The following is a 14,948-nucleotide window of genomic DNA, read 5'->3' as shown; positions in this document are numbered from 1 at the left end:
TGCCGGCCGTGAAGGGGCCTCCGCCTGCGCCGACCGCGAGGACGGGCGCGGTCAGCCCGGGTGTCTTGGCGAGAGCCCTGATTTCGGGGCCTTCCCGCAGCATCGACTGGTAGAGGCCGGCCGCTCCGCGCCAGCCGCCGGGGCGCGAGTAGGTGCGGGCGAACTCGTCGATGTCGGCGCCGGTGATCGCTCCCGGGGTCGCGCTCATCGCCGGGAACGCGAATTGTCCCAGGAACTCGCGCTCGCGGCCGGCGAGCAGCATTTCCGGGATGCCGGGCGCGGCGAGGACGCCGATGTGCCATGCGCCGCCGTGGGTGACGTCGGCCAGCATCTCCAGGCCGAAGCCGGGCAGGCCCATCTCGATGGCGGTGAGGCTGAGCACGTCTTCCGGGTGCGCGGTCGCGAGGCGGAAGACCGTCGCCCCGCTGATGTCCTGCCCGGTGAGGTGGACCGGGCCGACGCCGAGGTGCCCCATGAGAAGGTGCAGGTCTTCGGCCGACGTCGTGCTGTCGTACTCGCCCGGCTCGTTGCCGGAGTCACCGAAGCCTCGCAGGTCGACGCCAACGCCCCTTCAGACGATTTCCGAATACTTACGTGGAGTCGACCAATCATGGCGATAAGCGGATGGGTTGTTGATCTTTAATGGATTTCTTGACAGCCATATCTTGGCGACTGCCAGTTTTGGACGTGCCCGCGTCTGGCAGATCGGCCGAGTCGGTCTCTTCGATTCATTAGGAGCTGCGCCGGCGTTATCTGCCAGCGCGCGCTGTCACTGCTCGATGGTCGCCAGCACGCGTCCGGCGGAGATGGCTTCGAGTAGCCGCTGGTAGTCCTGCTCGTTCTGGTCGGCGTAGGCAACAGCGAAGTCCGCGATGGCGTGGTCGAAGACCTCGCTGGCGCCCATGTAGCCGGAGATCATGGTGGCCCGCCCGGTCCGGGCGTGCGCGCGGGCCAGCGCCCAGCCGCAGAGCCTGCCGTAGTAGTCAAGCTGCAGCGGGTCCATCAGCGGGACGGTCATGCTGCCCTTCATGTCGCGCAGCTGGCGGACGTAATAGTGCTTGCCGGCCCTGCCATCGGTTCCGGCGCCGGTCGTCCAGCCGAGGAAGGGGTCGGTAGCGGCCTGGGTCAGCCGCTGGCCCCTGACCACACGCTCGCCGTGGTGCTGATACTCGCCTGGCCCGGCGAACGGGGCCAGCACCGACTCTTGTGCCTCCTTGACCTGCAAGAACAAAGGCTCGTCGGCTCGGTCGCCGATCAGCAGCATGACGAACGCCTCGGTTCCGACCGACCCGACGCCGACGACCTTGCGCGCGAAGTCGCCAAAGTAGTAGCGGCGCAGCACCTCCCGCCGGTCCGCGTTCAGCGTCTGCTGATACTGCGCGACGGCGCTGCGCAACTCCTCCAGGACGCCCGGGTAAAGCTCGATGGGAAAGCGCACGATCACCGGGTGAGCCGGCCGGATGCGGTACTGCCCCTCGACCTGGTCGCACATCTTCAGGAACGCCCGCAGGCTCGTCCTGCGGCGCGCCTTGGCTATATCCCGGTGGCGACGGCGCACGGCGCCCTTCGGCTGGAGCGCGTCGAACAGCCTGCTCACCTCGTCGACATCGATCCTGGAATACCAGACCTCCAGGAAACGCATCGTGGCATAGCCCGCCATCTCGGTGCGATAGCTGCGCACGGCCAGGCGCGCGGCGGTACGGGCGTCGCGGTCTGAGAAGCCGTTGCCCCGCGCGGCGACGGCGAAGCTGGCCGCCAGCCGCTTGACGTCCCATTCGAACGGCGCCGGAAGCGTCTCATCGAAGTCATTGACGTCGAAGACCAGGCGCCGGTCGGGCGCCGCATACATGCCGAAATTCAGCAGATGCGCGTCCCCGCAGGCCTGCACCCGGATATCAGACGTGGGCGTATGCGCCAGATCCCATGCCATTGGCGCCGCCGCGCCGCGGAAGTAGGCGAACGGCGAGGCCATCATCCGCCCGTACCGGATCGGTATCAGGTCCGGCACCCGGGTCTTGGCCTGCTCCTCCAGTACGGCGACTGGGTCTGGCCGGTCCGCAGGCGGCGCCCATTGCGCGTGGCTTGACCGGGACGCAGAGCTGCGCCGCTCCCGGCCCCGGGCCCGCCACTCATCAGGCGTGAGCACCTCGTGCGGCGGCGCGAGAACGCCTGGAGAAATCGCGCTCATGATGTCACTGCCCCCGATCATGACCGTTGACGGCAACCAAGTGCTGCCAGAGAAATCCGCCGAGGACCCAGGCCATCTCAAGGCCTATCACGACTGGATTTTACGTTGACGGCGTCATCACGCATAGTCCCAGGGGCCAACCGAGGCGACACCGGAAGGTAACGATGCACTATCCCACCTGCCGTCGGCATCCTGCATCGGGTCGGCCGCGCGGGTGAACGCACGCAGATTTTCAGTTCTGGCGCCGGAGGGCACGGGCGACGTCGTGGACTGCTTCCCGGCCGTTCGGTTCTGCATCGGCCTTCGCCCGACGGCTGACTGCTCATCGTCTCGGCCGACGATGGAGGGCTGCTCCGCAAACAGCTGCGGCGGCTCCGGGACGGTGCCGTCACCCGCACATCATGGTCACCCGCCGATGGTACCGCCGACAGACGGCCGTACCCGCGTGGAGAGGAGGGCGACAGCCCAGGGGCAGACACCTGACGTTCTTCCGTCACTGTGGGGTAGGCCTCCAAGTGGCGCCATGGTTTGTGTTACCGGCGACGACGGCACAGTCCGGCTGCGGCGACTGGGTGACAGCTACCGGATTGGGAACTGCTGCGCGATGGCGGGTACAGCCGGGTCCGCGCAGCGACCGTCGGACGGCTGCCGGATGGCGCCCCAGTCATCGTCACCGGCGGCGACGACGGCACCGTGCGGGTCTGGCGGCTGGCTGACGGCACCCCGGTGGGGGAACCGCTGCGCGGCCACACCGGCCCGGTGAATGCGGTGGCCGTCGGGCGATTGCCGGATGGCGCCGCGGTCATCGTCACCGGCGGCGACGACGGCATCGTGCGGGTCTGGCCGCTGGCCGACACGACCTTGCTTCTCGCTCTGCTACACCTACCCGCCTCTGGACTTCCGGCGCAGGTCTGGCTTTAGATCGGCGTAGAGCCACTAGCGGGACCGTTCCCAGCGAAAGGCCTCAGCGCCTAGATCAGACCGCAGCGACGAAGGGACGAGTTCGCATGTCCGGATCAGCTAAGGCACCACCGTCCAGCCGGGTACTGCCCCATGAACTGCCAGCTTCCCTGCGCGACTCCGGTCTTGAGAACTGGATCCGTGAACCGCTGGATGACGCCGTTGATCGCAGGCGCCGCATCATCATGCCTCCGGCCACAGCAGTCATCGGCACGCCCGCAGCCTCCTGCCAGGGCGCCCTGCTGGCCGAGGCGCGCCACCCGGACACCGTCTTCATGATGGGAGACAATCCCGCGCTGCCCAAGATGCCCGAGCGCCCCACGCTGAAGGACTTCTTTCTGCTGCGCTTTGGCCAGATCCCCCGGATGCACTTGCTGCAAAGCGCCAGGGTAGCGCGGGAGAACGGGCTCGGCGAGAAGGTGATCATTGCGTGCCTGCTGCACGACATCGCCATCGCCGGGCTGCTGTCGGCCAACCATGGATACTGGGGCGCGCAGCTGGTCGGGCCGTATGTCGATGCGGAGGTCGCATGGGCCATCGAGAAGCACGAGGCACTGCGCTATTTCCCGGATGAGTCAGTGGGATACCGCTACCCGCAGGCATACGTCGACTATTTCGGCCCTGACTATAATCCGCCCGGCTACATCCGCCGAGAGCATGAGGCGGCGCGTCGGCACCGCTGGTACATGACCTCGCGCCTGGTCACCATCAACGACATCTATTCTTTCGACCCCGCCGCGGTAGTTGATTACGACGAGTTCGAGGACATAGTAGGCCGGAACTTCCGACAGCCCGAAGAAGGGCTCGGATTCGACGGCTCCCCAGTAGCACACATGTGGCGGACCATGATCTGGCCAAACAACTTCCTGTAAGCCCCGGCCTAGCGGCGTGAGGTGCCGCCAACACCGGGGCCAAGACGGCTGGCCTAGGGTCTGGGCGGGGAACCGAAGCGACTAGGGTGTGCTGACGGACGCGCGGCGTCGGACGACGCGCAGGTCGCGACGGGCAAGTGCGGCTGCGGCGACGGTGATCACGGCAAGCACGGCGACGATCCACCATTCGGCCGTACCGTTCCCGCCATCGGGGTCGAACCCGAACAGGCCCTCGATCCATGTCGGCCAGAGGGCCGTCACGATCGTCGCCGTCCCCAGAAGGGCTGAGAGAACAATTTCGATCCGCGCCCTTAGCACCACAGACACCTCTTTCGATTGGCAGGTTGCGACTACTCGGACGATGGTTCACGTGCGGACGTACTCCGGACGTAGGGGACGGCCACCCCAGTGAAGCTGCCGCCCAGGCCGCGAATGATGTGATCGTCAGCATCGCTTCGCGATTCTCCCGCCGTGTCTCCGGTCAATCCTGGACGCAGCACTGCAGACCCGCGCGTCAGTCTTTTTGCGCCCGCGCCTGCTGGGCACGCTCGAGCACGGCAGACAGCCGCAGGAGCACTTGCTCCAGCTGGGCCTGAACCTGGCCCGCCAGCTCCACCGCGGGGGCGTTCGGCGGCGCCGACCCGACCACTTCGCGCAGGCTCACCAGGCGGATGTCCAGGGCAGCTCGAGGGACGAAGATGGAGCGCTTGCCGCCACCGTCCGCGAGCAGGTCCGACTCCACGGCCTCCAGCTCCTGCCGCAGCAGGAGATCGGACTCGCTTTCTCCTAGCTCCGAGCGCGCCCGCCGCGCCCGGTTCACGCCGTGGTACAGGTCGGACAGCAGGCCCCAGAGCCGCAGATCCAGCTCGTACTGGGCGGCGACCTGCTCGGGTGTGTAGCGGCTGCGCGGATCGGCGGCGATCTCGAACCCAGCCTCGGCTGCCTGTCCGCCCAGCTCTACGCGCACCGTATAGCGACCTGGTGCCACCGCTGGACCCAGGTTAGCGGCGGCGTCCTCGTCCTCGGGTGGATCGATCTCGATCTGGGTGCCGCGCTCGTGTCGGCCGTCCCAGACGAAGCGGTTCAGACCCGCCCGGCGGTTCGGCACCGGGTCCTTGGGCTTGCCCTTTTCCGGCTTGCGATCCTCGTCTCCCGGCCGCGCTGTCAGCGTCCGGACCTCCCGGCCGACGGCGTCGCGGAACGTGAGCCGCAGCTCGCTGTCGCCGGGGTCCTGGAGTCTGTACAGCACCGCCACCCCGTCGGTTGGGTTCCGGCCTACTCCCACAGGCACGTTCACAGTCTCGGTCCGGCCTGGGAGCTGGCGCTTGTCATAGGCAACCACTACCGGTCCCAGCAGGGAGTAGGAGCGGCGCGCCTCGCCCTTCGCGGGGAACCCCCGATCGGTGATCCAGCGGACCTGGCGGCGGGGCTGGTACAGGTGCAGAGGCGCCGCGTCCAGCTCGTGCCGGTGTTCGCGCAACGCGGGCAGGTCCTCTAGGACCCAGATCGACCGGCCATGGGTGGCCACCACCAGGTCATCGCCCTTGAAGACGAAGTCGTGCACCGGAACCCGCGGCAGCTCGCCGCGGCAGCGCTGCCAGTTTGTCCCGTCGTCGAAGGAAACCAGCAAGCCCAACTCGGTGCCGCACACCAGCAGGCCGCGGTGGGCGGGATCCTCGCGCAACACGTGACAGTACTCGTCCTCCTCCAAGCCCTGGTCCAGCCGCTCCCAGCTGGCGCCGAAGTCCCGCGTCCGCCACAGGTAGGGGTGGAAGTCGTCCAGCATGTGGGCCTCGGCCGCCACGTAGACGGTACCGGCCTCGTGAGACGAGGCCTCGATCATGCGCACCGTCGCCCAGCGGGGCAGGTCGGGCGGGGTGATTTCGGTCCAGGACCGGCCGCCGTCGCGGGTCATGTGGAGTCGGCCATCGTCGGTCCCGGCCCAAAGCTGGCCCGGCGCCAGCGGCGATTCAGCCAGCGCGAAGATGGTGCAGTAGTACTCCGCGCCGCTGTTGTCGGGGGTGAGCCCGCCTGAGGAGCGAAGTTTCTCGGCGTCGTCGCGGGTCAGGTCGGGACTGATTGGTTCCCACGTCTGGCCTTCGTCGGTGGACCGGAAGACGCGGTTGCCGGCCTGGTAGAGGATGCTGGGGTCGTGCGGGGACAGGAGGATCGGCGAGGTCCAGTTGAAGCGGTAGCGGGCTTCGCCTGCCATCGCCGTCTCGTCAGGCCAGACCATGATCGGACGGCTCTCGCCGGTGCTCTGATCGTGGCGCGTGATCAGGCCCTTGTAGTCGCCGGCGAAGATGACGTCGGGGTTATCCGGCCGGACCGCGATGTAGCCGCTCTCGCCGCCACCCACATGGGTGGTGTCCAGCTGGGTGATGGCCCCCCAGCGGGAGTGGCTGGGGAGGGCGATGGTCGTATTGTCCTGCTGGGCCGCGTAGATACGGTAAGGCTCGCGCGTGTCGGTAGTGACGTGGTATAGCTCGGCGGTGGGCTGGTTGTAGAGCGAAGACCAGCTCTCGCCGCCGTCCATGCTCACGCTTGCACCGCCATCGTCCCCCAGGATCATGCGCTGGGGGTCGGCGGGGTCTATCCACAGGTCGTGGCAGTCGCCGTGCTGGACCGGGAAGACGGAGAATACCTTGCCCGCGTCCGATGAGCGCCAGCACTCCACGTTGAGCGCCCACACCGTCTCCTGGTCGACGGGATCGGCGATGACGCGGCTGTAGTACCAGGCCCGCTGGCGCAGATCTGCCTGCTCGGAGAGACGCTCCCAGTGTTCCCCGTAGTCGTCAGAGCGGAGGACAGCGCCGTCCTCGGCCTCGACGATGCACCAGACCCGGCCCGGCCGGGCCCCGGAGGCGGTCACTCCGGCCCGGCCCATGACTCCCTTGGGCATGCCCGGCCGTCGACTCAGGTCGTCCCAGGTGCCGCCGCCATCGATGGACCGCCACAGGCCGCTTCCAGGTCCGCCGCTGTTTAGGTGCCAGGGCAGTCGGCGCCCCTGCCACAAAGTCGCATAGAGGATCCGCGGGTTCCGGGGGTCCATGCATAGGTCCGCCGCCCCCGCGTCCTCGCCACGGTGCAAGACCAACTCCCAGCTGGCGCCGCCGTCGCGGGTGCGGTAGACGCCGCGCTCGGGATTGGGCCCGTGGGCGTGGCCGAGGGCGGCGATGTAGACGATGTCAGGGTCGGTCGGATCGACGAGCACTCTGGAGACGTGGCGGGTCGCCTCCAAACCCAGATGGGTCCAAGTCAGCCCCCCGTTCACCGACCGGTAGACGCCGTCGCCGGATGAGGCGTTGTTGCGGATGGTGCTTTCCCCCATACCCGCGTAGATCACGCTCGGTTCGGAGGGGGCCAGAGCGATCGCGCCCACAGCCGCCCGGTGGAAGAACCCGTCGGACAGGTTGCGCCAGGTGATGCCAGCGTCAGTCGTGCACCAGACACCACCGCCGGTCGAGCCGAAGTAAAAGGTAGACCGCTCCTTGGGATGACCCGCAACTGCAACCACCCGTCCGCCACGGTGAGGCCCGACCAGACGCCACGACAGTTGATCCAGGAATTCACCCACTTGCACAGAGTAACGGGATGCCTAGTTGTGAGGCTGGTAATGTTCACCATCCGGCAGCCAGTCCTTCGGCCGCTCGCTGATCAGATGCGTGGGCGGATCCACGCCACCAGGGCACGCCCGTTCCAGGCCGCTGGCCAGCGCTGCCATCGTGTCCGGCTTGTGTAGGGCCGGGTCGGTCACCGCGGCGATGCGGTCAAGCGCGCTGTCGCCTGGGAGGAAGCCCGCACACCACCTGGCAGCCGACCTGGCACAGGCCATGGCCGCCACCGGCACAGCCGAACCCGACCTTGCCGCAGCACTCGCTTTCGCCGCCTGGCGCGCCATCCACCTGCAGGCCATCCGCGCCATCCTCGCCGGCGAAGACCCGCAACGGTTGCGGCACGGTCCCAGGCCGGATCCCGCTCGGCGCTCAGCGCGGTCGACCAGATGACGGCATAAACCGGGTTGGTGGCCTCCTCTTTCACCCCGGTCACGGCTCAAGGGTTAGCGTCCAGCCGCAGCCGCGCAGATCCGCCGCCACCGGCTACATGTCGGGCAGCCGCGTGCCGAGCGGTTGCGCGCATACCTGCTCGCGCTCAACGGCACTCGGCAGGTGGGCGTGTCCCGCGGCATCCGGCATGGGGTAGCACCGGCGTGCGGCGATCGGCTCGGGCGGCGGCAGCGCGGTGCTGGCCGGTCTGGACGTCGCCGCTCGCGGTGCGACCGTGCTGTCGACCGACCACTGAGCTCGGCCGACAGCGAAGCCAGCGCCCGCTTTTACAGCGAGGTCCTCGCCTGGAGCCTGCGAGGAAGCTCGGCCACTTCGCGGTGCTAAAGGTCAGCGCCGATACCACGTTGGACTTCATCGACTCTGACGCAGGCTTTGACAGGCAGCATTACGCCTTCCTGGTTACCGAGACCGAGTTCGACGAGATCTTCGGCCGGCCCGCGACCAGAACCTGCCCTACTGGTCCGACCCGATGCACCACGACCCGAATCAGGTCAACGCGTGGGACGACGGCCGCGGGGTATATTTCGACGACCCGGACGGGCACCGGCTGGATCATCACTCGTCCCTATGGCAGCGGTGGTACCGAAGCCCAGCACGTGTACCCGATCGTCGCCCCGACCATCGAGCCCTCTGACGGCCCGACCTACCCGCAGAACCTCCACTGAGGGCAAGCGGAACATGGCGGAGCGTCCTGCCCGGATCCCACCGGTGCTGTGGCCGATGTGCCCGGCCGGCTCGGCCGATTGCCGCGGTTGGCCGCGCTGCCTTGTTTGGCATCCTATGGAGCACATCGACTGCGAGGTCATCGGGTCCGGCGACAGCAGGAGCCGTAGCGGATCGTCCGCAGGGCAGCGGCGTTTAGGCGGAGCGGCTTTTTGAGGCATCAGGCGTCGGTGGCAGGCAGCCCGTCTGAGGCAACTACCGGCCCGAAGCCGATGAGCTCGGATGGTCTGGCCAGAAGCGGATTGACTAGGCGCTCGACGGCGGGTCCGAGAGCACCGAGCCCTGCGACGCGGTGCTCTTCACTGTCCCAGAGGTTGAGGACGAACTGTCGCCCTTCCCCGAGATCGACGGTCACGCTACCGAGAAAGCCAGGCTGCGCAGCGTGGAGCCTGTTGAACTCCTCGAGCTGCTCCTGGTCTGCGGCCAGCTTATCGGGATCGAACGAATTGACTCGCAGGACGGCTTGCACGGCTCTCCCTCCCATCTTGGACTTCGGCTGAAACGTAGAGGCGGGATCGCTTCCCGCTATCAGCATGCCACCACCGGAATCCTGGTCGCCGCGGCCGATCCCGTCCGGAAGCGGCCCGGCCGATGTCAGGCCCGCACCGGCGCGATCCTCAACGTCGTCTGCTGGTGGCTGCAGGATGCCGATGAGTTAGGAGGCGCCGCTCCGTCAGTTCGGGGTATGGAAGTCGTGCCAACGCCATGGAAAGGACACAGTCATGGCAGTCGAGCTCAACCCCTATCTGTTCTTCCCAGGCAACACCGAGCAGGCCATCGCCTTCTACCAGCAGGTTTTCGGTGGCCAGGTCACCATCACCCGCCGGGACGATGTCGATCCCACCGCGACCGCCGACGAAAAGAATCAGGTGGTCAACGCCCTGCTCACCGGCGGTGACATCACCCTGCGGGCCAGCGACCTCCAGGACACGAGTAACGACCCGCAGACCCGCAGACCAGCATCGAACTATCCCTCATCGGCACCGACGAGGAGCGGCTGCGGGCCCTGTTCGACGGCCTGGCCGCCGACGGCACGGTCAGGGCCCAGCTGGAGCGGCAGTTCTGGGGCGACACCTTCGGCGCTGTCACCGACAAGTACGGCATCGGCTGGCAGGTCAATATCGGTGCCGCTGGCACCTGACACGCCTTCGCGCGGGGCCTTCCCCGGGCCCGGGATTTAAGAAGCTCAGTCGTGCCTGAGACAGCCCCCGTGAGGACTGCCCTGGCTGGCTTACATCCAGCCGGGCGTGAGTGGCTTCAGGGAAGCCCCGACCCGCTGGCTTGTCGATTCGGAATAAGTCTCTTCGTGAAGTGAGTGTGTACGCCAAGCGGCGCGCGGTCATGGCCATGAACCCCTGCATTTTGGGGGTGCGAATGTGGCCGCGTCCGGTCCCGGACAGATGGGAGAAGCACATGGGAAAGATCCGAGTGCACGAGTTCACCACCCTAGACGGCGTCATCGACGAGCCGCGGTGGACATTCGACTTCGGCTTCGACCCGAAGATGGGCACGGCCATTGCCAAGGCCATGGGCGGTTGCGACGCGATCCTGCTCGGCCGGGTGACCTACGAGATGTTCGAGCCTGCCTGGTCGGAACGTACCGCGGAGGACGACCCCGGCGCGCCGTTCATGAACGACACGACAAAGTACGTGATCTCCTCGACGCTGACGAATGCTACGTGGCGCAATTCTGAGATCGTCGGCCCGTACGATCCCGGCGCCATCAGGAGGCTCAAAGACCGGGTGGATGGTGGCCTCTATGTCAGCGGCAGCGGAACCCTCGTTCGCGCCCTCCTAGGCGACAACCTGGTGGACGAGCTTCATCTGTTCGTCTACCCGATCACCCGGGCGGGCGGCACGAGGTTGTTCGGTCCGGAGACCGGAGCGCGTAAGTGGGCGCTGGCCGATTCGCAGACCTACGACAACGGCGTTGTTTACCTGAACTACGCCACGGTTTCGTAGACGCCCTATATACGTGACAAGCATTCGGCCTTGCAGCCTGATCGAGGCGGGGCCATCCCAGGAAGGGACCCGGGATTGATCCGCTCACTTTTGGCACGCGGGCCGACCGCCAAAGATGTGGCCGACTCTGCACGGTCGTCTGGAGAATAGCTCTGGCACAAGCCAGAACCGGATGATCTGCGCGCCGCGGCCTGTGAGTGCGGCACTGGTCTTGGTAGCGCCAGATTCGGCAGGCGCCCTCAGCAGGGTCAGCCGCAAGACTGGCGGCATCGCATCATGCGCAAAGGGTTCGTGTCCGAGACGGACTTGAACCCGCCTGCCTGTGACCTGCGACTTTACGGGGTCCGGCTCAGCTTAGGAACGAATAAGCGTAGGTCAGAGACGTACGACTGTGTCCGAGGACCGACACGCACCTTACGCACATGATCGACATCGCCCTGACCACAGAGTTTTCGCTGGCTACTGGCGGTGCGCGATGAACGGCGCGGATCGGGTCATCAGGTGGTCGACGGCGCTTGCCGTGCTCGGGGTCGCGGCGGTGGCCGCGGTGGCTTCCTATGAGCATGCCTACGATCTCGTGCGAGCTCACGGTGAGTCAGGGCGGACGGCTCACATGGTCCCGCTCACGGTGGACGGGCTGATATATGCCAGCTCGATGGTGATGCTCGACTCAGCGCGGCGGAAGATGCCGGTTCCGGCGCTGGCGCGGTGGCTCCTCGGCTTGGGCATCGCGGCGACGCTTGCAGCTAACGTCGCCCACGGCTTGGGCGATGGTCCGATCGGCGCCGCCGTGGCCGCGTGGCCGGCGGTCGCGCTGATCGGTTCCTACGAACTCCTCATGTTGGTCATCCGCGGTTCTCAGATATCGACGGACGGCTCCTCTGGCGCTGAGCATGAGGTGGACCCGCTAGAGGCAGCAGCCGCCAAGGCGTTCGCCGAGCAGCTTGCGGCTGACCTGGTTCCCTCGATCCGTACCATTCCTGCTCAGCTTCATGTCGGCCAGCCACGTGCACAGCGGCTACGCGATTATCTTGCTGCGCGGGCTAAGACGCCAGGTCAGGATCCGCCGCCCAACCGGACCATCAATCTGCGGGACTTCGTTAGGGGAGCTGGCTTCCCGCCTACTCTCTAGCCATGCCGGACGAGTCAGCTTTTGCTCGTACACCTACCTTGAGGGCTGGGCGTTCTCAGCATCGAGAGCCACCTTCCACCGTGGCATCAGGTACGCGAGCGAACCGACCAGTGCGGCCGCCACGAACAGGAGCGCTCCCCACCAGTGCCCGGAAGCGCAGAAGATGGACCCCAGGGCCACCAGCCAGATGGCAACGAGAGAACGTATGATTGCGACGCCCTTGACATGACGTCGGCCAAACTCCGTAGAGATGCGGGCGACGATCCACGGAGCTGGCCTGGTCGGTGGTTGCATGGTCTCGTCGCCTTGCTGGCGCTCAGCCAGGGGACGGTTGGTCGGTGCGCGCATTGCGATGCCTCCTGTGTTCTTCGGCGCCGGCTACTCCGGCCGCCTGCATCTCGATCCTCATCCTCGATGAGCGAGAAATCGACCGAGGGAGCACCCGGACCTGAGGTACGGCTAGCACGGTCCCTGTCAGGTTCCGGTACGCGGCCGAGCGCTTGACCATGGCGCCACGCGCTGAATCGCCATTCGGGCCGTCCTGCCGGACGACGCATCACCAGCTGATGACCGGCCGTCGGCGGCGGGGCAGCGGGCAGTGCGATGAGGGGCGGCAGATCTGTCGTCACCCGCCCTCTCAATGCCCTCAGCAGCTCTGGCGCCGGCAGCCGCGCTCGTCAACGGCACCCCAGGCGGGCCCTGCTCGCTCGCGTCCTCCGGACCTAGACGCCGACCGAGGCAGCAACGTGAATGCCGTCCGCCGAAGACTGGCACGGACAGAGGCGACACCGCGCCTCGCCGGGCTGTCGCCCGGGCCTGCAATGATTTCCCCGTGCCCGCTAATTCAACCTATTTAATGAAAGGAACTGAAATCTCGCGCGGAAAGCGGTATAGGCCGTATTTGCCCAAATGGCGACTGCTTCCCTTTCCCGGGACTGGATTTATGGCGTCAATTCCTGGATTATGGGAAAGATAGCGTTATTCCCTGATAAGCCTGCCGCGGAGATGACCTGGATGTGCGCGGCGCCGATGGGAATGCTCTTGGCTGGCGGGCGACCGCCGGATGGGATGTCCTGGCGCGGTGGGCGGATGGCCTGGGCCGCCGCCAGAGGGCGGAGCCGGGCCGCGGGCTGCTGCGGTTCGCGTTCTACGGGCGGGTCTCGACCGAGGACTGGCAGGACCCCGAGTCGTCGCGGGCGCGGCAGCTGCAGCAGGCGGTAATGCTGACGGCGGGGCGCGGGGTGATCGCGGCGGAGTTCTTCGACGCGGGGCAGAGCCGGGTCCTGTCGTCGGCACGGCGCCCGCAGGCGGCCGCGCTGGTCGCGCAGCTCGCGGACCCGGACCGGGGGTGGGACGCGATCGTGGTCGGGGAGTACGAGCGGGCGTTCTACGGCAGCCAGTACGCGTCGATGGCGCCGCTGTTCGAGCACTACGGCGTCTCGCTGTGGATGCCAGAGGTCGGCGGCCGGGTCGACTGGCACGCCGAGACCATGAGCAGACGATGCTCGCCCTCGGCCTGTCGTCCAAGCGGGAGGTCACCCGGACCAGGATCCGGGTCCGGACCGCGATGGCCGCGCAGACCCTGGAGCAGGGCCGGTACCTGGGCGGCCGGCCGCCATACGGGTACCGGCTCGGGGATGCGGGACCGCATCCGAACAAGGCGCACGCCGCGTGGGGCAGGCGGGCGCACCGGCTCGAACCGGACCCGGAAACAGCGCACGTCGTACAGTGGATGTTCGCCCAGCGGCTGGCCGGGCACAGCGCCGCCCGGATCACCCGCGCCCTCAACGACGCGGGAGTGCCGTGCCCGTCCGCATCTGACCCGGGCCGCAACCCGCACCGCACGGGAGCAGCATGGACTCTGCGAACCGTCGCCGCGATCCTGGCCAACCCCCGCTACACGGGCCGGCAGGTGTGGAACCGGCAGCGGACCGACTTCGACCTGACCGACCCGGCCGACACCAGCCTCGGGCACCGGCAGGTGCAGCGGTGGAACCTGCCCGAAGGCTGGGTCATCTCCACGCATCCCGCGCACGCGGCACTGGTCAGCGAGGCCGACTTCGTCAAGACCCAGGACACGACCACGCCGCGCGGCCCGGCCGGGCCGGGCCGGCTGCACGATGCTACCTGCTGGCCGGTCTCCTGACATGCAGGCGGTGCGGGCGGCGCCTTGAATCAGCGTGGTCCAACGGAAAGCCCGCCTACCGGTGCCGCCACGGCCACACCAGCGCTGCCCGGCCGGAACCAGACGGCCGGCGAACACCTACGTCCGCGAGGACCAGATCCTGCCCCACCTGGCCGCGATCGCCATCTTGCTCGCCGGCCCTGCCGGTATCCCTTCCTGCGGGAACCGCAGCCCAGTCCAGGTGACAGGTCCGGCCGCTGCGGCCGCCCTCATCGACCGGCTGCGCGCCGACGGCGTCGTCCTCACCTACGACCCGGACAGCCGGACCCTGAGCGTCGACGGTCACGATGCGCTGTCCGTCACTATTGGCAAAGGCCGCTGACCAGCCGAACCAGCGAAAAGAGCCCCGCCTAGCGAGAAAGGGATGAGAGAGCACCCGCTGCGGCCGGAGGCCGAGTGCAGGTGGCGATCAAGCATGCCCGGAAACGGCCGCTTATGGGGATTTAACGTGTCCGAGACCGACACGCACCTTACGTACATGATCGATATCGCCCTGACCACGGAGTTCGTTCTGCCTCCTCGCGGCGGGTGGTGACAACTGCAGACGGGGTGATTAGGACGATGACCACGGGCGGGGACGCTGGCGACGGCTGGCGCGCCGTAGATGCGAGGCGGCCTCCTATGCGCTCGCTCAGCCGAGACCGATCGCGTCTCGCGCTGTGGCTGCCCGCCGTGAAGGGACGCATAATCAAGTCCTGGTTCAATCACGGCAGCGTAGGCCGACCAGGGCCTGTCTGTTGGAGAGCGTCATCGACTGCAGTCCGCGAGCTCTGGTCGGCCCTGGCGCGGTCGGCCGCTAGTCAGAGGTCGTAACGGGGATCACTTATAGCGGTAAACGATGCGCCCTTGCGACCAGTCC

At 67.3% G+C, this 14,948-nt stretch carries 13 protein-coding genes; 8 read left to right on the top strand and 5 right to left on the bottom strand.

All coding sequences use genetic code 11. From position 1 onward, the window contains the following. Together WA805_RS02035 and WA805_RS02030 are read right to left on the bottom strand one after the other, a co-directional pair. Positions 1–553: alpha/beta fold hydrolase (locus tag WA805_RS02035; RefSeq protein ID WP_425241512.1), on the bottom strand; the 553-nt coding region annotated here is incomplete at its 3' end. A gap of 216 nt (positions 554–769) precedes the next feature. Next, complete coding sequence (locus WA805_RS02030; RefSeq protein ID WP_422288341.1) at positions 770–2,188, bottom strand: DUF2252 domain-containing protein; 1,419 nt, start codon at positions 2,186–2,188, stop codon at positions 770–772. 594 nt (positions 2,189–2,782) lie between these two features. Here WA805_RS02030 and WA805_RS02025 point away from each other — a divergent pair. Then, a complete protein-coding gene (locus tag WA805_RS02025) occupies positions 2,783–3,109 on the top strand; it encodes a hypothetical protein (protein WP_422288345.1) in 327 nt (108 codons plus the stop codon). Positions 3,110–3,195: 86 nt separating this feature from the next. Beyond that, positions 3,196–4,020, top strand: coding sequence for a hypothetical protein (locus WA805_RS02020; protein ID WP_422288340.1), 825 nt, complete (start codon positions 3,196–3,198; stop codon positions 4,018–4,020). Positions 4,021–4,101: 81 nt separating this feature from the next. On the opposite strand, the gene WA805_RS02015 is transcribed toward WA805_RS02020, so the two are convergent. Both WA805_RS02015 and WA805_RS02010 read right to left on the bottom strand, forming a co-directional pair. Continuing rightward, positions 4,102–4,281 carry a hypothetical protein gene (locus tag WA805_RS02015; RefSeq protein ID WP_422288339.1) on the bottom strand — a complete coding sequence of 60 codons (180 nt, stop codon included), beginning with the start codon at positions 4,279–4,281 and terminating at the stop codon, positions 4,102–4,104. 253 nt (positions 4,282–4,534) lie between these two features. Beyond that, complete coding sequence (locus tag WA805_RS02010; protein WP_422288338.1) at positions 4,535–7,537, bottom strand: hypothetical protein; 3,003 nt, start codon at positions 7,535–7,537, stop codon at positions 4,535–4,537. A gap of 208 nt (positions 7,538–7,745) precedes the next feature. Between WA805_RS02010 and WA805_RS02005 the strand changes: the two genes are divergently transcribed. Then, positions 7,746–8,027, top strand: a complete 282-nt coding sequence (locus WA805_RS02005) for a hypothetical protein (RefSeq protein WP_425241511.1) — start codon at positions 7,746–7,748, stop codon at positions 8,025–8,027. Positions 8,028–8,970: 943 nt separating this feature from the next. Here WA805_RS02005 and WA805_RS02000 read toward each other — a convergent pair. Further along, entirely contained in the window at positions 8,971–9,279 is a 309-nt protein-coding gene (locus WA805_RS02000) for a hypothetical protein (RefSeq protein WP_422288336.1), read from the bottom strand. Positions 9,280–9,532: 253 nt separating this feature from the next. Here WA805_RS02000 and WA805_RS01995 point away from each other — a divergent pair, with 253 nt between their 5' ends. From WA805_RS01995 to WA805_RS01975, 5 genes are all read left to right on the top strand, one after another. Then, positions 9,533–9,991 (top strand): hypothetical protein, encoded by a 459-nt coding sequence (locus tag WA805_RS01995; RefSeq protein WP_422288335.1) that lies wholly within the window; start codon positions 9,533–9,535, stop codon positions 9,989–9,991. Positions 9,992–10,223: 232 nt separating this feature from the next. Beyond that, positions 10,224–10,772 carry a dihydrofolate reductase family protein gene (locus WA805_RS01990; protein ID WP_422288334.1) on the top strand — a complete coding sequence of 183 codons (549 nt, stop codon included), beginning with the start codon at positions 10,224–10,226 and terminating at the stop codon, positions 10,770–10,772. Between the two features lie 475 nt (positions 10,773–11,247). Next, positions 11,248–11,904, top strand: coding sequence for a DUF2637 domain-containing protein (locus WA805_RS01985; RefSeq protein WP_422288333.1), 657 nt, complete (start codon positions 11,248–11,250; stop codon positions 11,902–11,904). A 1,501-nt stretch (positions 11,905–13,405) separates the two neighbouring features. Continuing rightward, positions 13,406–14,050, top strand: a complete 645-nt coding sequence (locus WA805_RS01980; RefSeq protein WP_422288332.1) for a recombinase family protein — start codon at positions 13,406–13,408, stop codon at positions 14,048–14,050. A 61-nt stretch (positions 14,051–14,111) separates the two neighbouring features. After that, positions 14,112–14,411: a hypothetical protein gene (locus tag WA805_RS01975; protein ID WP_422288331.1), complete on the top strand. Its 300-nt coding sequence runs from the start codon at positions 14,112–14,114 to the stop codon at positions 14,409–14,411. Positions 14,412–14,948 lie beyond the last annotated feature (537 nt).

This window comes from Trebonia sp., from assembly GCF_049794275.1.
In the GTDB taxonomy this organism is placed as follows: domain Bacteria; phylum Actinomycetota; class Actinomycetes; order Streptosporangiales; family Streptosporangiaceae; genus Trebonia.
Note: the sequence above shows the minus strand (reverse complement) of the source record. Positions and strands in the feature narration are given on the sequence as shown.